Below are 18,684 nucleotides of genomic sequence, written 5' to 3'. Positions count from 1 at the left end.
CGGCGCAACGTTGCTTGGCGCGCTACCTTTGCGGCTATGTCTGCTCTTACCCCTGATCCGCGCCAGCTTTCCATTCACGACTTCACGTATCAGCTGCCGGCCGAGCGCATCGCCCCGGAGCCCCTTCCCGACCGGGACAGCTCCAAGCTGCTGGTGTACCGCAGCGGCGAGCTAACGGACCGGCACTTTCAGGAGTTGCCCGGCCTGCTGCCCCCTAGTAGCCTACTGGTCTTTAACGATACCAAAGTGGTGCGGGCGCGGCTGTTTGCTAAGCGGCCTACTGGTGGCATGGTAGAGCTATTTTGCTTGGAACCCGTGGCTCCACACCGTGCCATTGAACCGGCCATGCAGCAAACGGGCAGTTGCGTCTGGAAGTGTTTGGTGGGCAATGGCCGCCGCTGGAAAGAAGGCCCGGTTACGCTGGAGTTTGAAGACCTAGGGCAGCCTGCCACATTATCAGCGGAGCGGGTAGAGCAAGGCGAGGGCTACGCGCTGGTTCAGTTCAGTTGGGAACCTAGTACCCTACCGTTTGCCGAAGTACTACGCGGTGCTGGGCATTTGCCCCTGCCGCCCTACCTCAACCGCGCCGATACTGATGTGGATGCCATCCGGTACCAAACGGTGTATGCGGCTCACGAAGGCGCTGTAGCAGCGCCCACTGCCGGTCTGCACTTTTCTGATGCCGTGCTAGCAGAGCTTAGTGCCCGCCAGATTCCATCGGCGCGGGTAACACTGCACGTGGGTGCGGGCACTTTTCAGCCCGTAAAGGCCGAGCGCATGGATGGCCACCCTATGCACGGCGAGCCAATCAGCATTACGGCAGCCACGCTGCGCACTTTGCTGGCGCATCTGCCCCAGCCCATCATTCCGGTTGGCACTACCAGCCTGCGTACTCTGGAAAGTCTATATTGGCTGGGCGCCCGGCTGGTGCAGCAGCCTGCCGCTAGCCCCCAGTGGCACGTAACCCAGTGGCAACCCTATGAAGAGCAGCCTGATGTGCCGGCAGCAGCAGCTCTGACGGCTCTTTTGCAGCACCTGGAAGCTAGCGGTGCCGATTCATTACACGCGACCACGCAACTGCTAATTGCGCCAGGCTACCGCTTCCGGCTAATCAGCGGACTTATTACCAATTTTCATCAGCCTGAAAGCACCTTGCTGCTGCTGGTAGCCGCGCTTATTGGCCCCGACTGGCGCCGCGTATACGACCATGCGCTGGCAAACAACTACCGCTTCCTGAGCTACGGCGATTCATCGTTGCTGTTACCCTAGTGCAGAGCAGCAACCCACTCAAAAGGCTTATATATCTTCACACAGACACTTTTTCGAGGAAGTTTACTAGCCTCTGATCAGTGTTTTACGGTTTAGACGTTGGCAATTTTCCCCTGCATTGTTATCCCTAATTTCGCCACTCCGTATAAGGCTCAGATTCTTTACCAAATCTGACTCTCCACATGAAAAAGATATTGATGCTTACCGCAGCTGTTGCTCTGTCGACGGCTGCTTTCGCCCAAGGCGAAAAAACCACCGTCCGCGACTCTACTACTGGTGCTAAAACCACCATTACTACCCGCGACAACGGCACCACGAAAGTAGAAGCCCGCACCGGCCGTACGGAAGCTGGCGAGAAGGCTTATAACACCAAAGAAGACGTAAAAGAGGCTGGTAAGAAAACGGGCAGCGCGGTAGGCCGTGGGGCTCGCAAAACCGGCACGGTAGTGAAGAAAGGCGCCAGAAAGACCGGCCACGCCGTGAAAAAAGGTGCTAAAGCCGTGAAAAACAAGACTGAGGACGTAGTAGATTAATCTATTGCTCTTCATAAAAAAGCCCCGCTGACTTAGTCAGCGGGGCTTTTTTATGTACTAGGGCCTGCCTATTGCCCAACCATGAACACGGCATTGCCAAACAGCAGTTTTCCACCCTGCCAGAACGCCCTGAACAGCGGATTATCGCCGAGATACACCACCTGCCCCCGACCTAGGCTCTGCGTTCCGAGCACGAAACTGTCGGTAAGCGCCCGCTGCGCCTTGCGCCCCGTGAAACCGGAAGCGTAGCTGTTTTTCTTCAGAACGCCTACATTCCAGCCGCCCTGGGGCAGAAACTGGTAGTTGGGCGTATCGCGGAGCAAAGCAAAGTAGGTTGAGCCGTAGCCGAAGGCTAGTGGATGCGTATTGTCGAGCTGCACGCGGTACACGCTGCCCTGCACCCGTTCGCCAATCTGTTCGCGCTCCGCATCGGCATAGCGGCGCAGGGCGGCATAGGGGTTGGCCTTTTTGGCAGTAGCCGCCGAGTCGGAGGGCTTGGTTTTCAGAAGGAAGTCCTTTTTACCCGCCAAAAAGCGCGAGGCACCTTCCAAGGCAATGAGTCGGCCCCCGCCGCGCACCCACGTTTTCACGTTTTCCAGGCCGCGCTCCGAAAGCACATTGTCGTAATTCCCGTCGGGCAGAATCAGTACATCAAACTTACTGAGCGGCACCGTATTAAAGTAGTCAGTACCAAGAACGGAAACGGGATAGCCAACCTGCTGCTCAAAGAAATGCCACACCTCGCCAAACGCCGTGGCATCAATACCCGGGCCGGCCAGAATAGCCACGTTCACTTGTTTCAGGGGCCGAACGGAGCTGGAGCCCAGGTCGCCGCCGGTGGTAGAAAGGCCTGATTGCACGGCGCGCACCCGCACCCCTGATGAATCGGCCTGGGCCTGCACCAGCTGATCGAAGCGGGCGCCCAGCCGCTCGTTGCCAGTGCGCGGAATGATGAGCGTGCCGCGCTGATACTGCTGGCCTTCCGTTTCGAAGGGCTCAGCTGCCACCCGCAGCTTCACGCCCTGCTGTAGCAGTCGGCTCAGGAAGCGTATGTCCTGCAGGCTATTCCAGCGCGCCAAGTAAGCATAGGGCCGGTCGGCGGCCAATTGGGCCGGGCTGGTCACGGGCTGATTGTTTTGCCCCACCACCGTAGCTACAGGCGGCGCGGCCGTAGTAACGGCCAGCTGGTTGCGCAAGGCGTAGCCCTGCAGTCCGAAGGCATACGGCAACGACCACGCCGTAAGGTCATAAGTGAGCGAGTCTTCTAGCTGAGACTGGGGCTCGAACAGCACTTTTACTAGGGTAGATTTCGGCTGAAACATACTGATTACCACGTCGCGCGGCTCTACCTGTACATTCTCGGTTTTGCCCGACGCGTAGTTATAGCCCTTCAGCTTGCTGCGCTTAGTGGCATACCCGTAGCTGATCTGTTGGCGGTCGAGGTACTCGGTAAGTGCCAGCATCTGACCGGGATCGGAGGAGCCAGCCAGCACGTACGATTTGTACTCGCCGCGGGGCTTGGTGCGGGCATCGGTATAGAACTTCTGGAACTCTCGAATCAGCTCATCGTGGCGGTCGGCGGCGGCCTGAATAGTAGCCAAGCTGGTGGCATGGTGGTGCTCAATGCGCTGCGTGAGCGTGAGCGTATCGCCGTCGGTTTTCACGTAGCTGATGCCTGCTGGTCCGCCGCCGCCTTGCTCGTAGGTCATGCCAATGGCCCCGTTGAAAGAAGGCCACGTGTCGCCGTAAAAAGGAGCAAACAGGTCGTAGGTTTCGCGGGTGAAGTAGAGCCAGTTGTTTTTGTCGAACACCTTGCGGTTGTAGTCGCCAATGATGTTTTGGAATTTGCGCTGCCACTCCGTGAGGTCGGCGTGGAAGGGTTTGGCCGCCGGCGAGAAGTAATAGGGATTATTGGGCCCCATTTCATGAAAATCGGCGTGTACCTGCGGTAGCCACTGGTTGTACACCTCAATGCGCTGGCGGCTTTCTTTCTGCGTTTGCCAAGCCCAGTCGCGGTTCAGATCGAAATAGTAGTGGTTGTAGCGGCCACCGGGCCAGGGCTCGTGATGCTCCCAGCTCAGAGGCGAGGCATTAGACTGCTGGCTGGCCACGCGGTTGTACCACTGGGCATACCGGTCGCGCCCATCGGGGTTCACGCAGGGGTCCACAATTACCACTAGGTTCTGGAGCCACGTCTGCATTTGCTCGTTCTGGGGGTTAGCCAAATCATAGAGCACCTGCATCACGGCCTCAGACGATACGGCCTCGTTGCCGTGCACATTATAGCTCAGCCATACCACGGCGGGCTGCTGGCGTTGCACGGCTCCTGTTTCCAGCCCGGCTAGGCGTAGGTTGTTGCGGCGAATGTCATCCAGGCGGGTGAAGTTATCAGCCGAGGCCACGTACACCAGTTCCAGGGGGCGGTTTTCGTAGGTTTTGCCGTAGCGCTGGAGCTGCATGCGGCCGGGGCTGTGCTGCACTACGTGCTCCACGTAGCGAAGCAACTCGGCATGGGGCGTGAAGCGGGTACCCAGCTCATAGCCCAAAAACTGGCGGGGCGTAAGCAACGGACCGGCCGCCGTGGTGGCCGGGGCCTGGGCAAAAACACGGGGCGCCCACACTAGCAACAGCAGTAGGAAGACAGCCCGGAGACGAGAGTATAGCACGGAAAGGCAGGTTGCGCAGGCGTTGGCCCGCAGAGAACAAGTGAAGACCAAAGAAAGCAGAAAGAACCATTGGACCGCTATAAAACAGCAAAACCTTCTGCTACTCTACATCCGGAGCCTCTGCTGAGCACTTTGCGCCACTTCCGGGCCTAGTAGCATTGCGGGCATATAGGTTACTGAATATAAGCTACATTAGAAGCATCCTTCCCCTACCCCTCTCCTATGCCCAAACCCTTTCCCTACGTTGCTGCCCTGGCGGCACTGCTGCTGACTAGCCTTACGGCGGCACAGGCCCAAACTCCGGCTTCTTATCCGCTGGCTTCTGAAGCGGAGAAAGCCCAGCTCGCTATTGTGCTGGCCGATACAGCCTACATTCAGCAGCACTACGCCAAAACGGAATACCAGATTCCGATGCGCGACGGCGTGAAGCTCTACACCATAGTGTATGCGCCCAAGGATGCCGACAAAATTCGCTACCCCATCCTGCTGAACCGAACCCCCTACTCGGTGGGCCCGTACGGCCCAGGCAAGTATAAGCTCAACCTGGGGCCTAGTAGCCTTATGATGCATGAGGGCTACATTTTTGCGTATCAGGATGTGCGCGGGCGCTACATGTCGGAGGGTGAGTTTGTAGATGTGCGCCCGGAAAAGGACACCCACCAAGGCAAGAACGATATCGACGAAGGCACTGACACCTACGACACCATTGAGTGGCTCCTGAAAAAAGGACCCAAAAACAACGGCCGCGTAGGCCAGTGGGGCATCAGCTACCCCGGCTATTACACAACTACGGGGTTGCTGAGTCGTCATCCGGCGCTGAAGGCTTCTTCGCCACAGGCGCCAATTGCCGACTGGTTCTGGGACGATTTTCATCATAACGGGGCGTTCTTCCTGCCTCACGCATTCAACTTCCTGGCCTCCTTTGGTCTGGCGCGGCCCCAGCCCACGCCCACGGGCAACCCTAGCTTCAAGCACGGCACACCCGATGGCTACGACTTCTTCCTGAAGATGGCCCCCCTGAAAAATGCTGATGCCAAATATTACCAAGGCAAGGTGGCCTTCTGGAACGAAATGGCCCGCCACCCCAACTACGACGAGTTCTGGCAGGCCCGCAACCTGCGTCCGCACCTCAGAAAATTAAACAAAGGCACCGCCGTGCTGACCGTTGGAGGCTTCAACGATGCCGAAAATCTGTTTGGCGCTTTGAACACCTACGCCAGCATTGAAAAACAAAACCCTGGCATGCGCAACGGCCTCGTAATGGGCCCTTGGGTGCACGGCGGTTGGGCCCGCGGAACCGGCGAAATGGTAGGCAACGTGGCCTACGGCGAATCGCCTTCGCTCTACTATCAAAAGGAAATTGAAGCGCCGTTTTTCCGGTCGTATCTGAAGGAAGGTAAGCCCGCCGCAACGCCCGAGGCTACGGTGTTTGAAAGTGGCACCAACCGCTGGCGCACCTTTGATACCTGGCCGCCCAAGCAAGCCCAGGACCGCACGCTCTATTTCCAGGCCAACGGCAAAATCGGATTCGAGCAGCCCACGGATGGGCCGGCCTATGATCAGTACCTCAGCGACCCAGCACACCCCGTACCGTTTACCGAAGCCACCGCCACCGGCATGACCCGCGAGTACATGACCGACGACCAGCGCTTTGCCGGCCGCCGCCCCGATGTACTGACCTACCAGACGGAGGTACTCACCGAAGACCTGACGCTGGCCGGTCCCATTCAGGCCCTGTTGCAAGTGGCTACTACCGGCACCGATGCCGACTGGGTAGTGAAAATCATTGACGTGTATCCTGACGATACGCCCAACAATCCGCGCACCAACCCGGCGGTGAAGTTGGGCGGTTACCAGCAAATGGTGCGCTCAGAGGTAATGCGCGGCCGCTTCCGCAACAGCTTCTCGAAGCCCGAGGCCTTTGTGCCAGATCAGGTAACGGCCGTACCATTCACGGTACAGGACCTGTGCCACACGTTCCGGAAAGGGCACCGCCTCATGGTGCAGGTGCAAAGCAGCTGGTTTCCGCTCGTGGACCGGAACCCGCAAACGTTCGTACCCAACATTTTTGAGGCTGACGAAAAAGATTTCCAGGCGGTCACGCACCGGCTATATCACTCTCCCCAGCATCCTTCGCAGCTTACCGTGAAGGTTCTCTAGGCAAAAAGAGAGGCTGAACCGTGCAGTTCAGCCTCTCTTATTACTTACAGCCGGCCAATGTTGTCGTAGTCCATTTCGTCGGGTTTTTCCTTGAGCTGATACAGTACACTTTCTGCCACGCCGCGCCCAAACAGGCTTAAGCCCGCATTGAGCACTACCAATGCTGCCGTACCGGCTGATACCCATTCGGAGGTTGAGTGTCCATTGCGCTTTTTATCAGAGGCCCATTGAACCAAGCAAGTGCCCAGCCCAACTACTACCAGTCCGGCGGGAGCAAATGCCAACCATTTTTCTTTGTGCGTCATGGGTGTGTAGGGAAGTTGGAAGTGAGAGAGCCAGTATACGTAGTTGATGCGGCAGGGGGCTTGCGTCCCCGTCAAAATACACAATCGTACCTTTGCAGCATCGGGTTACATACAAGCCCAACTATATTTTGTAGGCTCCGGTTTAAGCCGACCTATTTTTTCTGCCTTCTATGCTTGTTTCTCCCTACCAGCGGCTGCTTCAGGTAGCGTTTGCCAATGAAGCCGATGCGGCTCAATACCTCCACCCCACCACGCTGGCGGCGTATCGTACGTTTGAGCAAGCGGCCCCGCAGGACATAGCTTACCGCTTTGAGCGCGTGCGCCTGGGGGTGGCGCTGGCCCTCATGAAGCTGCTTTCTGACCTCGGCGACTTAGAAGAAAGCCGCCGGGTGCTGGATGTGCTGCACCGAGCCCTGCGTGCGCCCTCTGTAAGTGCCATTGATGCCACCATCACCAAGGAAGCCAACGTCTTCGAGAAGCTCTATACAAACCTCTACGTGAACGAGGAAGGCGAGCTGCTCCTCAACCTCTTCGAGCGCGCCCTCGACGCCGACTCGCAGCCCCTGATGGATGACGTCATCCGGGAAGCCCTCAAGCTCGCCCCCAACCTCGACTTCAGCCACCTGACCGAGGAAGACGACGAAGACTAGCCTTCCCCGAAGGTTTAACCGCTTTCAATACCTAGTAAAACAGAAGAGCCCCTGCGCAGTGCGCAGGGGCTCTTCTGTTTTACTAGGTATTCTTCGCACTTGAAGTTAGTAGCCTTCGTTTTGAACCAGTTTAGGGTTCACGTCAATTTCGCGCTGCGGAATCGGGAATATCAGGCGCGGAGAGTTCCAGGCCAGATTTACGTCCACGTTAGGAGCTGTATTAATTACGGCCTCTTGGTTGCGCTTCGCATCATGTAGGCGGAAGCCTTCAAAGGCGAGTTCCAGCCGACGCTCTGCTAGAATAGCTGGCAGCGTGAGCTGAGCCGCCGTTAGAGGAGCCAAGCCCGAACGGGTTCTGATCAGGTTGAGGTCGGCAAGTGCGCCTGGCGCATCGCCCGTCCGGAACCGTGCCTCAGCGCGGGTCAGGTACATTTCTGCCAGTCGAATAAGGACGACGTTAGCATACGGATCGTCATACTTGAGCAGGTAGTTGGTGCCACCGGAACTCCCGAATAGGTCCAGGCGCGTATCGTTGGCATCGTAGCGGTCGAGGTGCTGGTCCTGTACCTCCACGTCGGCGCGGCTTTGCTCTGAGAAATACGTATTCAGATCATTGCTACCATCCTGGTTTGATACCTGCAAGGCAAAGATGATTTCCGGCGAAGCGCTGGTATTGGTGAACACGGCTTCCACCGACTCATCCAGACGATACCGGCCGGAAGCAATAACTTCCGTGGCCGCTGTGGCCGCATCAGCGTAGCGTCCTTGCTGCAAGTACACCCTTGATAGGATGGCCGAAGCAGCATTTTTGGAAGCAAACACACCGTTGCTGTTAGGTAGTAAAGTACGCGCCTGCTCCAGATCCTTCAGCACCTGCGCATACACTTCTGCCACTGAGTTACGGGCTATCTGGGCGCTGGCGTCGAGAGTGGAAGTAGGCGTGAGCACCAGCGGTACCCCAGGGTTTGTTTGGGGGTTGCCGTCATTCCAAGCCTTGGCGTAGTAGCGCACCAAATCAAAATAAACCAGGCCACGCACAAACAGCGCTTCGCCCTGGATGCGGCCGCGCTTGGCTTCGCTTACCTTCTCAATGGCAGCCAACACGCTGTTAGCGGTATTGATGGTGCGGTAGCCAGCCAGCCAGGATTGCGATACAAACGCGTTATTCCTCAGAATAGCTTTTCTATAGGCTTCGTTTGGTTCATTGTAAGTACCTACAAAAGCTATATCGCCATCATCAGCCAGCATCTCCCCCATAAACTGCAACTGCCCGCCATAGAGGGTTTGGCTGCCGAGAGCATCATACACACCTACCATAGCGGCCTCAACATCGGCAGAGGTCTGGAGGGCATTACCAGTTAATACGGTGTTGCGAGGGTCAATATCCAGCTGATCATTGCAGCTAGTGAGCGGCGCAATGCCTAGCAAGGCAGCGGCCGTCAGAGTACGAATTAGATATTTCATATGACGTTGAGTCTGCAAGAGTTTAGAAACCCAGATTGAGGCCAAAGGTGTACGTACGAGCCTGTGGCGCTGAGTAGAAGTCATTACCCTGCGAAATATTACCGGCCAGATAGTCGGTGTTTACCTCAGGGTCCCAGCCCTTGTAGTCAGTGAAGGTGAGCAGGTTAACTCCTGAGAAGAAGATGCGGGCGGAGTTAAGCTTGGCCCGGGAGGCGAGGCCTTTGGGCAGATTCAGGCCCATTGTAACGGTGCGTAGCCGAACATAGGAAGCGTCATACAGGAAACGAGACGACTCACCGATACCATTACCGCCAAACAGGCGTGCCTGGGGTACATCCGTAATGTCGCCGGGCTTCTGCCAGCGGCGCAATTGGTCAGATGTTTGGTTATCAAAACCGTTGTTGAAGCCAACCGACATAAACTTACCGCCGCCATCATACACCTGATTGCCGAATACACCCTGGAACGTGAAGGAGAGATCGATCAGGTTTTTGAATGAGAACGTGTTAGTTACCCCCCCAATCCAGTCGGGGTTGGGGTTGCCAATGATGGTTCGCTGCGCAGCATTGTAGTCATTGGTTGTTCCGCGGTTCAACGAGCCATCGGAGTTGGTGGTGTTGAGGTAGTACAGCGCGTCGCCGTTCTGAGGGTCAACACCGGCATACTCTACCCCAAAAAATACGCCCAGCGGCTGGCCTTCCTGGGCCCGGTTAAGGTAGCCGCCCTCAATAATCTGGCCTTGCAGGTTAGTGATTTTGTTACGGTTTGCGGCGGCGTTGATGCTAGTAGTCCAGGTGAAGTTGGTGGTTTCTAGGTTGCGCGTGTTCAGCACCACTTCCAAGCCTTTGTTCTCCAGATCACCTACGTTACGGAACTGCTGGGCAAAGCCAGTAATGCCGGGCACGTTCACATTCAGTGCTAAGTCAGAGGTTTTCTTTTGGTAAACATCTATCTCACCGGTCAGGCGATTATCGAAGAATCCAAAGTCCAAGCCCACATCAAGTTGGCTGGTTGACTCCCACTTTAGGTCTGGGTTGGCAATCTGGATGGGCGCCTGCCCCGGTACGCCGCCATAGCCAGCATCGGAGTACAAGGCCTGCCACGGAAAGTCGGGGAACGACTGGTTGCCGGTAACGCCATAGCTTACCCGTGGCTTCAGTTGGCTGATGAAGGCGTTATCCTTCAGGAAATCTTCCTCCGTGATAATCCAGCCCACGGACGCAGCCGGGAAAAAGCCAAACTGGTTGTTAGCCCCGAAACGCGACGAGCCGTCGGCGCGGAAGCTTACGTTCACGAGGTAGCGGTTGCTGAACGCGTAGTTAGCCCGCCCGAACCAAGATACCAGCGAGCTTTCCGTTTGCGTAGAGGAGCCCTCGCTGATAAGGGCGGCACTTGTAATCTGGCGGTAGGCGTCGCTGGGAAACTGCTGACCGGTAACGCTGTTCGACTTCACACGCCGCTTCTCAAACGAAAAGCCGCCCACCAGATCCAGGGAATGCAGCTCCCCGAACACGGGGCGATACGTAGCAAAGTTGTTGCTGATAAAGCGCCCATTCGTAACCGTGCGGTTCTGGCCGTTGCCGTTGTCGGCAAACGACGTGTTGCGCGCCGTCAGGCGGCCGTAGTAGGAGTCCTCCTCCTGGTTCAGCAAGTCAACTCCCAGTTCTGAGCGGAAGGAAAGGTTCTTGGTGAAGTTCAGCTGGCCGTAAATATTACCGAGGTTTCGGTACACGGTAGCCAGGTATGATGCTCCGATGGTATTGAGCAACGGGTTGTAATATACCGGATAGTTGGTGTTGGGCAGGCCGGTGTTGTTATCGAGGGCCCCGCTGATGAGGTTGGTCCTAGGGTCAATTAGCGGCGTAATCGGCGACAAGGCCACAATCTGCATCGGATTGGAGAAAGCATTGTCGGCGGCTAGGCGCTGATTTTCCGTGCGGCTCAGCGAGAAGTTCAAGCCCAGATTTACAAAGTCAGAAGCCTTGTGGTCGAGGTTGGCCCTAGTAGTAATACGCTTGAACTGGTTTCCTACCAGAATACCTTTCTGGTCGCTGTAGCCGCCCGAAACGAAAAACTTGGTTTTATCGGAGCCTCCACTAGCGCTTAAATCAACTTGGTGGAAAGGCGCATCCTGGAATACTTCTTCCTGCCAATCGGTGCTGTACGCATTTACATCCGTAGAGCCGGCTGCATACCGCTGCAAGCGAGTTTCAGTGAACGCCTCAAGGCCAACGTTTGCGGCGGCCTCACGGGCCAGGGCTACGTATTGCGTGGCATCCAGGAAGTCGCGCTTGCGGGTAGGGCTGCTGGTACCGGTCTGGTAGCTCAGGTTAAACCGGGTAGCTCCTTCGCGGCCGCGCTTGGTAGTAATGAGCACTACCCCGTTGGAAGCCCGCGAACCATAAATGGCCGACGCCGACGCATCTTTCAGGATGCTGATAGACTCAATATCGTTGGGGTTGATATCGGCAATTGGGTTGGTTTCGGCGCTAATGCCTGACTGGCTTTCCGAAATAACGGGCACGCCATCTACCACATACAGCGGCTGGTTGCCACCGCTTACGGAGGTAGCACCCCGCACCCGGACTTTAATGCCCTGGCCCAGCTTACCACTGGTATTTTCAACGAATACCCCGGCCGCTTTACCCTGAATAGCCTGCTCGAAGCTAGGCACTGGAGTATTGGCCACGTCTTTTCCGGTGAGCTGCGTGATAGAGCCCGTTACGTCGGCTTTGGCCTGCGTACCGTAACCTACTACTACCGCTTCGCCCAGCTCTGTAGCGCTGCTTTTCAGGGTTACGGCCAGTGTAGTACGGTCGCCTACTACCACGTTTTGAGTTCCAAACCCAATTGAGCTCATGACCAGTGTCGCACCTGGCTGCACAGTTAGCGTGAAGCTACCGTCGGCGGAGGTGCTGGTGCCGTTGGAGGTGCCTTGCTCCAGCACCGTAACTCCGGGTAAGCCGGAGCCGCTGGCATCGGTAACGCGGCCGCTTACAGCGCGCGTTTGGGCAGTGGCTGATGCTGCGAAGAGCATCCCACATGCCAGAGGAACTAAGTAATTATGCTTCATACAACCTGACCCTCCTTGAGGCCGATTAGAGTGAAAAAAAGCTAAACCGTTATCCGTCAAACCAAATCAAAAGCGTTGCACTGTCTTTTGTTGTATTTGCGCAGCCTGTGCTATGCCGGTAGACGGATACCCGAAACAGCGGTGGTAATAAACAACATAAAACTTGTACTTCCGCTGCTTTTTATAAGGGGATACTCTGACGTGTGGTTTAGCACCCCCGTACTGCCTACCTTTACCCGCACTGCAGTGTCCTGCCCTGAACGAGACGCTACCCCTTCTTTCTCGAACAACTGTTACTTAATGGCTGATATTCTTTATATCACTGACGGCCCCGCTGTACTGCAGGCGGCGCAGGCTTTGCACCACTGCACCCGGCTGGCCGTAGACCTGGAATTCGACGACATGCGCCACCGCTACGGTCGGAACCTGGCGCTGATTCAGATTTTCGACGGACAAACCGTCTACCTCATTGATCCGCTGCCGCTTACCAACCCAGCACAGGAACTGGAGCCATTGTGGGCCGTACTGCGCGACCCCGCTGTAGAGAAGGTATTTCACAGCTGCAAATCCGATATTCTGCTGCTGGATGAGCTCTACGGCGTGCACGTGCGTACCATCAATGACACCAGTGTACAATATACACTTTTAGCGGAAGCTGACAATAACATCTCGCTTGGTCGTTTGATCCAGCAAGAGCTTGGCTTAGAAGTAGATAAGGGCGAGCAGAAGTCGAACTGGCTGAAGCGCCCCCTTACCGATGCGCAGAAGCACTACGCGGCCAATGATGTGCTGTACTTGTTTAAGCTAGCTGACCGCCTGACGGCCAAGCTGGAGGCTCTGGGCCGCACAGCGTGGGCCGAGCAGGAAAACAAGGCCCTGGAAGAGGTTCGCTACACCCGCGACGAGCGTCCATACCTGCGGCTGGCCGGCAAATACCGCATTCAGCCCCAGGAAATGCCTGTTTTCCGCGACCTATTCCTGCTGCGCGATGAGGTAGCCCGCCACATCGACCGCCCCTCGTATATGGTGGCCAGCAACGACCGGCTAGCCGAGCTTACCCGCCTGCCCCTGCAAAGCACCGGGCACTTGCGCAATGCGCCGGGCTTGCACCCGGAGCTGAAGCGCAGCCCGTTTGCCGAGCGACTCATCAGCATTGGGAACGACGACCGGGAGCCGGAGCAGCCGCTGCCTAGTGAGCAGCGCCGTTTTCCGTTTCGCCGCCGCCTGACCGGGGCCAAAGCCGCCCAGGCCGATGCTCGCGAAGCCCTGCTGATGACCTTGAAAACTCACTTGGCCGAAGATCATAGCCCTATTATGGCTAACCTAGTGCTTAGCAACCGGCTTATTGCCGATATCATTGAACAGGGCACCGACCACACCCTGAAGCCCTGGCAACATCAATTGCTAATGGAAACTGCGCAAAAACATGGCCTGGATATGCAGCAAATAGCGCATCCGTTCGATTTTCAGGGCTAGGCCTGCATATCGTTTAAACCGCAAAACCGCGCCGGTAGCTACAGCTGCCGGCGCGGTTTTGCGTAGTGCGAGGCACACAGTTAGCGCAGCTTTTCATTTTGCTGATGCCTAGTAGCGTCGCGCTGGGTTTTCTTTTCGAGGTTGCGCTGTAGGGCATCGGTGAGGTTGATGCCGGTTTGGTTGGCCAGACAAATCACCACAAACAGCACATCGGCCAGCTCGTCGGCCAACACTTTGTCTTTGTCTGACTCCTTAAACGACTGCTCCCCGTACTGGCGGGCAATGATGCGGGCTACCTCCCCGACCTCTTCCGTGAGCATGGCCATGTTGGTGAGTTCATTGAAATAGCGCACGCCGGTGGTCTGAATCCACTGGTCGACGGTTTGCTGGGCTTCTTCGATTGTCATGGGCTAGTAGAAAGCAGGAAAATGGATACTACCAAAACAGGGTGCGGCGGCTTACTCCGGCGAGTCGAGCACAATCGTGACTGGACCGTCGTTGAGGAGCTCTACCTGCATATCGGCCCCAAACTCGCCGGTTGCCACGGGGCGGCCCAGCAACGTAGCCACAACGCCTACAAACTGTTCGTACAGCGGAATAGCCACGGGTGGCGGCGCGGCACCAATGTAGCTGGGGCGGTTGCCCTTGCGGGCATCAGCCAGCAGCGTAAACTGGCTTACTACCAGCACCTCACCGCCAATATCTTGCACGGAGCGATTCATTTTGCCTTCCTCGTCGGAGAAAATCCGCAGTTGCACCAGCTTGCGGGCCATCCAGTCAAGGGCGCGGGCATCATCATCGGGGGCGAAACCAGCTAGCACCAGCAACCCCGGCCCAATTTGCCCGGTTATGCGGCCCTCCACGGTTACTTTAGCGTGCCTGACGCGTTGCAGCACAATGCGCATATGTTAAGACGAAAAGTGAGGTAGTACAGCTGTTACTGCCTGAGTGGTGGCGGGCAGCGGGCGCGCAAGTACGGCGCTATTGCTGGCAATCCGCAATATTCAGGGGTGAAAACTACCTTCGCAACGGGTTCTGGCTTGGTCGGCACCTAGTAACCCTTCCGTTTCCATCCCACGTGTCACGTTATTTAGCTCGGGTCCTTTTACTGCTGGCGGCGCTAGGGCTGGTTGCGGCCGTACGTCTGCACGGGCTGATAGGTGCCGCCTTGCCCGACTACGACTCGGTGCGCAACTGGCAGATTGTTCAGGAAGTAAGCCACGGCAACCTCAGCCATTTCTTTCGGCACGGCAGTCCAGCATTCTACCTGGTGTACGCGCCGGTAGTGTGGCTCACAAGTGATTACCGGGTGTTTCAGTACTTGAATGCCGTGGTAGCCCTAGTAGCGCTAGCGTTGCTTTCCGATTTCGTTTCCCGCCAGGCCAAGCTCCCCGGCTGGCAAACCGCGTTGCTGCTGCTGCTGATGGGAACCAGCGTGTTCCTTACCTTCTCGGGCCGCGACTTCACCATGAGTTCCTGGAGTCTGTTGTGCTTTGCAGGTTTGCTGCGGGCGTACTATCAGCGGCTGCACCTGGCCACTCCGGCAACGCTATACCGCGCAGCTTTCTTGCTGATGCTGGGGCTGTGCTTCAACTACAAATTTCTGCTGACACTGCCCATTTTGGCGGTTTTGGAGTGGTGGCGAGCCGATGGCCTATTGTGGCGGGCGGGGCACTGGTGGCGGGTGGCCCTGGTGTTAGCAGCTCCTTACGTGGTACTAGGCACCTTGGGGGTGGCGGCGGGCCTGAAGTGGTATTTGTGGCCGGCCATTTACTATAAAGTAGCATTCCCGGATGCGGCCAACGCAGCTGGCCGAAGCACTACTCTAGCACCTGATTTTCTTTACTACCTGCGCTACCTCTGGGATTTTGAGTCACCGATAGTATGGGTAGGGCTGCTGGGGCCCGTGCTGCTGCTGCGCCGCGTTCGGCGCGGGGTGCCGCTCCCGATGGAGCTATACCTAGCCGTATGGGGCTGGTGTCTACTGGCGGGTATGTCGTTGCTGCTGAAGGCGCCGCGGGGCCTCTTGTGGGCGTATGGGTTGTGGTATGCCCTCGCTTTTTTGCAGCTGCGCCGATTGCCGCTTGTTGCGCTGGTGGTGCTGGTATTTGGGGCAATAGGCCTGAACATCTATCAAATTCAACGCGAGATTTACGCGTTCGCGCCTACCAACTACCCCGCAGTAGCCTCCTGGCTGCAGGCGCATGGCGGCGGAAAAGTGGCCAGCACCGTAAGCTTGGGCCTCGCTCCGTTTCGCGCCTCTTCTGATACAGTACGGGTAATCAACTCAACCGCCGACCTTGCTGCCCTACGCCAACAAGGTTACCGTTACGTGCTGCTCGACGGGTATTGGCGCGTTACGAATGTGGCGCAGTTTGACTCGCTACGGCACCTAGCACCCGTAGCCACTTGGACCGAGCCGCTGCTGACCTCTCCCCTACTTTTCCTGGAACACTCCGAGTTTACGGGCCTGGGCTACCGCGAAACGCTAAACCTCCAGCAAGCGGCCCGCCAGGATTCGGTGCAGCTGCGGCTGCTTCCTTTGTAGCCGGTTTGCTGCCCCAGCCTACCTAGCGTTTTACACCCAAGCTGTCCAGCCAGTGCTGATAGCGGCGGGCGTTCTGCTTGTGCTCAGCAAAGGTGGCGGCGAAGTCGGAGAAGCCACTGCCGCCGGGGCGGGCGCAGAAGAACAAGTAGTCGTGCTGAGCGGGCTTAAGCACGGCATCAAGGCTCTGGCGGTTGGCCGAGGTGATAGGACCGGGTGGCAGACCTTTGTGCTTGTAGGTGTTGTAGGGCGAGTCCACGAGCTTATCCTTGTTCAGCACCCGCCGCACCCCAAAGTTACCGATGGCCCAGAGCAGCGTGGGGTCGGCCTGCAGTCGCATGCCCCGGCGTAGGCGGTTAAGGTAAGTACCGGCAATCAGCGGCTTGTCTTCCTTTTTGGCCGTTTCGCGCTGCACAATACTAGCCAGTACATGCACTTCAACCTCTGACAACCCAAGGGAATCGGCCTGGCGCCGGCGCGCCGGCGTCCAGAAGCGGCGGTGCATGGCCGCGGCGGAATCCAGGAACTGCGGGGCTGAGGTGTTCCAGAACAGGCGGTACGGGCCGGGCAGAAACATCGTCAGGATGGTAGTGGTATCAAGCTGATAGCGGCGCTGCAAGTAGGCATTGTCCTGTAGCAAACGGCGCAGGCTTACAGAGTCTGTTTCGAGCTGGCGGGCTACCTGCCGGGCCAGCTGGGGCTTGTACTTGAAGGCATCGAGCGTAAAGGGCACCGTATCCTGCTCACCGCGCATCAGCATCTCAACCAGCGCTGCGTTGCCCAAGTCGGGGCGCAGCAGGTAGCGGCCGGGCTTTACCTGCGCCGGGTAGTTCTGCCACTCGGCCACCTGCTGAAAAGTACCTTCATGGTGCAGCAACTCGTATTTGCGTAACGAATCGAGCACCGCCGAAAAGCCCGTACCCGTGCGAATATAGAGGTACGCCGGCCCGAAAGCCGAAGAGCGCACATTCGGCTTCCAGAGTATATACCAGGCCGCGCCTAGCCCCCCAAGCAGCAGAAACAGGAGGAACACCAGGGGCCACAACAGGCGACGAAAAGGAGAACGAGGAGCAGCAGTCAAACGGAAATACAAAAGGTCAACTGGTCAAATTTAACCCCTCTTCCTGAAACGCAGACCTAGCAGCTTCCACCTAACCTCTAACGGACTAGGTCAACTTTGAGTGGTAAGCCCATTCAGGTGCAGTGAGAAGCCCGTACATTTCGGCAGCACTTTGCCTTTGATTCATGCCCATTGCTACGGTTTCTGCAGTTTCTTTTCGGGAGGCGCTTCGCTTCTGGCTAAAGCTGGGCTTCATCAGCTTCGGCGGTCCGGCTGGCCAGATTGCCATTCTGCACGAATATGTGGTGGAGCGCCGCAAGTGGCTACAGGAAGAAGAATTTCTGCACGCGCTGAACTACTGCATGCTCCTGCCCGGCCCCGAAGCCCAACAGCTGGCTACCTATATCGGGTGGCTGCTGCACGGCATTCGGGGCGGACTGGCAGCGGGCGCCTTGTTCGTGCTGCCGTCTACGTTTATTCTGCTGGGGCTGAGCTGGGCTTACGTTACGTTTGGCACATTGCCGGTGGTGGCAGGCCTATTGTATGGCCTGAAACCAGCCGTGGTTGCCATTGTGCTTGGCGCCTTGCTTAAGATTAGCCAGAAAGCTTTACTGGGGCCGCTGCACGTGGTAGTGGCGGCACTGAGTTTTCTGGCGCTGGCGCTAGGGCACATTCCGTTTCCGGTGGTGGTGTTCACGGCGCTGCTGCTGGGCTGGGCCGTGTTCCGCTGGCGGCCGGAGTGGCTCCGGCAAACAGTGCCTGCGGTAGCGCCCTCCCCTGCTGCTTCGTCCTCCGGCCTGTGGGCGCGGGCCGCACGCCTGGTGCTGGTGTTCCTGGGTCTCTGGGCTTTGCCGCTGGTGGCCGCTGGCCTGCTTTTCGGCGACTGGGCGTTCTGGCGGCAGCTAGCAGGCTTCTTCACTACGGCCGCGTTTTCTACGTTTGGCGGCGCCTACGCCGTGCTACCCTACGTGGCGCAAGTAGCCGTCGAAAAGCTGCACTGGCTGACCTCGGCCCAAATGGTAGATGGGCTGGCCTTGGGCGAAACCACGCCAGGCCCACTTATTATGGTGCTGGTGTTTGTAGGCTTTATGGGCGCTTGGCAGCAAGGCGGCCATTCCATAGCGTGGGGCACGGCTGGTTTGCTCCTGACTACCTTCTATACCTTCCTGCCTAGCTTCCTGTTCATCTTCGCCGGAGCGCCGCTGGTGGAAAAGACTAGGCAAGATGGCCGCGTAAAGGCTGCCCTCAGCATAGTAACCGCGGCGGTGGTAGGCGTTATCTTGAACCTTACGCTGTTCCTGGCCAAAGCCGTGGTGTGGCCGGCCGGTTGGGCCGCTTCACCCGATTGGCTGGCTTTGGTGTGGGTAGTAATATCCGTAGTAGCCCTGCGTCGCTTCAACGTCAATCTGATTCTCTGGATTGGTATCAGTGGCCTGATGGGTGCTGTGGTGCAGTTGCTGCGTTAAACAGGGCTAGCGGTTCG

The 18,684-nt window shown here is 57.4% G+C and carries 14 protein-coding genes; 7 read left to right on the top strand and 7 right to left on the bottom strand.

From position 1 onward, the window contains the following. Window positions 1-36 precede the first annotated feature (36 nt). Both ACYVGU_RS18690 and ACYVGU_RS18685 read left to right on the top strand, forming a co-directional pair. Window positions 37-1,269, top strand: a complete 1,233-nt coding sequence (locus ACYVGU_RS18690) for an S-adenosylmethionine:tRNA ribosyltransferase-isomerase (protein WP_460623293.1) — start codon at window positions 37-39, stop codon at window positions 1,267-1,269. Between the two features lie 182 nt (window positions 1,270-1,451). Beyond that, the gene (locus ACYVGU_RS18685; RefSeq protein WP_460623292.1) at window positions 1,452-1,802 is read left to right on the top strand and encodes a hypothetical protein; all 351 of its coding nucleotides are present in this window, start codon (window positions 1,452-1,454) and stop codon (window positions 1,800-1,802) included. Window positions 1,803-1,870: 68 nt separating this feature from the next. Here ACYVGU_RS18685 and ACYVGU_RS18680 read toward each other — a convergent pair whose 3' ends face one another. Beyond that, a complete protein-coding gene (locus ACYVGU_RS18680; protein ID WP_460623291.1) occupies window positions 1,871-4,468 on the bottom strand; it encodes a M14 family metallopeptidase in 2,598 nt (865 codons plus the stop codon). Window positions 4,469-4,690: 222 nt separating this feature from the next. On the opposite strand from ACYVGU_RS18680, the gene ACYVGU_RS18675 reads away from it, so the two are divergent. Beyond that, window positions 4,691-6,628 carry a CocE/NonD family hydrolase gene (locus ACYVGU_RS18675; RefSeq protein WP_460623290.1) on the top strand — a complete coding sequence of 646 codons (1,938 nt, stop codon included), beginning with the start codon at window positions 4,691-4,693 and terminating at the stop codon, window positions 6,626-6,628. A gap of 44 nt (window positions 6,629-6,672) precedes the next feature. Here the strand turns inward: ACYVGU_RS18675 and ACYVGU_RS18670 are convergent, their stop codons facing one another. Further along, window positions 6,673-6,933, bottom strand: coding sequence for a hypothetical protein (locus ACYVGU_RS18670; protein ID WP_460614159.1), 261 nt, complete (start codon window positions 6,931-6,933; stop codon window positions 6,673-6,675). Between the two features lie 170 nt (window positions 6,934-7,103). Here ACYVGU_RS18670 and ACYVGU_RS18665 point away from each other — a divergent pair, with 170 nt between their 5' ends. Further along, a complete protein-coding gene (locus ACYVGU_RS18665; protein WP_460614158.1) occupies window positions 7,104-7,583 on the top strand; it encodes a hypothetical protein in 480 nt (159 codons plus the stop codon). A 105-nt stretch (window positions 7,584-7,688) separates the two neighbouring features. On the opposite strand, the gene ACYVGU_RS18660 is transcribed toward ACYVGU_RS18665, so the two are convergent. Together ACYVGU_RS18660 and ACYVGU_RS18655 are read right to left on the bottom strand one after the other, a co-directional pair. Next, entirely contained in the window at window positions 7,689-9,047 is a 1,359-nt protein-coding gene (locus ACYVGU_RS18660; protein WP_460614157.1) for a RagB/SusD family nutrient uptake outer membrane protein, read from the bottom strand. A gap of 22 nt (window positions 9,048-9,069) precedes the next feature. Beyond that, the gene (locus tag ACYVGU_RS18655) at window positions 9,070-12,084 is read right to left on the bottom strand and encodes a SusC/RagA family TonB-linked outer membrane protein (RefSeq protein WP_460623289.1); all 3,015 of its coding nucleotides are present in this window, start codon (window positions 12,082-12,084) and stop codon (window positions 9,070-9,072) included. A gap of 336 nt (window positions 12,085-12,420) precedes the next feature. Between ACYVGU_RS18655 and ACYVGU_RS18650 the strand changes: the two genes are divergently transcribed. Then, window positions 12,421-13,596 (top strand): ribonuclease D, encoded by a 1,176-nt coding sequence (locus tag ACYVGU_RS18650; RefSeq protein ID WP_460623288.1) that lies wholly within the window; start codon window positions 12,421-12,423, stop codon window positions 13,594-13,596. Between the two features lie 80 nt (window positions 13,597-13,676). Here ACYVGU_RS18650 and ACYVGU_RS18645 read toward each other — a convergent pair whose 3' ends face one another. Together ACYVGU_RS18645 and dtd are read right to left on the bottom strand one after the other, a co-directional pair. After that, complete coding sequence (locus ACYVGU_RS18645) at window positions 13,677-14,003, bottom strand: nucleotide pyrophosphohydrolase (protein ID WP_460623287.1); 327 nt, start codon at window positions 14,001-14,003, stop codon at window positions 13,677-13,679. A gap of 51 nt (window positions 14,004-14,054) precedes the next feature. Continuing rightward, complete coding sequence (dtd, locus tag ACYVGU_RS18640) at window positions 14,055-14,501, bottom strand: D-aminoacyl-tRNA deacylase (protein ID WP_460623286.1); 447 nt, start codon at window positions 14,499-14,501, stop codon at window positions 14,055-14,057. A gap of 173 nt (window positions 14,502-14,674) precedes the next feature. Between dtd and ACYVGU_RS18635 the strand changes: the two genes are divergently transcribed. Continuing rightward, window positions 14,675-16,144, top strand: a complete 1,470-nt coding sequence (locus ACYVGU_RS18635) for a hypothetical protein (protein WP_460623285.1) — start codon at window positions 14,675-14,677, stop codon at window positions 16,142-16,144. Between the two features lie 22 nt (window positions 16,145-16,166). On the opposite strand, the gene mltG is transcribed toward ACYVGU_RS18635, so the two are convergent. Continuing rightward, complete coding sequence (gene mltG, locus ACYVGU_RS18630; RefSeq protein WP_460623283.1) at window positions 16,167-17,222, bottom strand: endolytic transglycosylase MltG; 1,056 nt, start codon at window positions 17,220-17,222, stop codon at window positions 16,167-16,169. Window positions 17,223-17,386: 164 nt separating this feature from the next. Between mltG and chrA the strand changes: the two genes are divergently transcribed. Continuing rightward, complete coding sequence (gene chrA, locus ACYVGU_RS18625; RefSeq protein ID WP_460623282.1) at window positions 17,387-18,667, top strand: chromate transporter; 1,281 nt, start codon at window positions 17,387-17,389, stop codon at window positions 18,665-18,667. The last annotated feature ends 17 nt before the right edge of the window (window positions 18,668-18,684 follow it).

The sequence above is a fragment of the Hymenobacter tenuis genome (assembly GCF_054780495.1).
The sequence above is the reverse complement of the archived record's forward strand: the minus strand, read 5'-3'. Positions and strand labels throughout refer to the sequence as shown.

Excerpts from the sequence above, each read along its gene's own strand:
- ACYVGU_RS18660 (WP_460614157.1), bottom strand. The coding sequence starts at position 9,047 with ATGAAATATCTAATTCGTACTCTGACGGCCGCTGCCTTGCTAGGCATT.
- ACYVGU_RS18655 (WP_460623289.1), bottom strand. The coding sequence starts at position 12,084 with ATGCTCTTCGCAGCATCAGCCACTGCCCAAACGCGCGCTGTAAGCGGC.
- ACYVGU_RS18645 (WP_460623287.1), bottom strand. The coding sequence starts at position 14,003 with ATGACAATCGAAGAAGCCCAGCAAACCGTCGACCAGTGGATTCAGACC.
- dtd (WP_460623286.1), bottom strand. The coding sequence starts at position 14,501 with ATGCGCATTGTGCTGCAACGCGTCAGGCACGCTAAAGTAACCGTGGAG.
- chrA (WP_460623282.1), top strand. The coding sequence starts at position 17,387 with ATGCCCATTGCTACGGTTTCTGCAGTTTCTTTTCGGGAGGCGCTTCGC.
- ACYVGU_RS18690 (WP_460623293.1), top strand. The coding sequence starts at position 37 with ATGTCTGCTCTTACCCCTGATCCGCGCCAGCTTTCCATTCACGACTTC.
- ACYVGU_RS18685 (WP_460623292.1), top strand. The coding sequence starts at position 1,452 with ATGAAAAAGATATTGATGCTTACCGCAGCTGTTGCTCTGTCGACGGCT.
- ACYVGU_RS18665 (WP_460614158.1), top strand. The coding sequence starts at position 7,104 with ATGCTTGTTTCTCCCTACCAGCGGCTGCTTCAGGTAGCGTTTGCCAAT.
- ACYVGU_RS18670 (WP_460614159.1), bottom strand. The coding sequence starts at position 6,933 with ATGACGCACAAAGAAAAATGGTTGGCATTTGCTCCCGCCGGACTGGTA.
- ACYVGU_RS18650 (WP_460623288.1), top strand. The coding sequence starts at position 12,421 with ATGGCTGATATTCTTTATATCACTGACGGCCCCGCTGTACTGCAGGCG.
- ACYVGU_RS18675 (WP_460623290.1), top strand. The coding sequence starts at position 4,691 with ATGCCCAAACCCTTTCCCTACGTTGCTGCCCTGGCGGCACTGCTGCTG.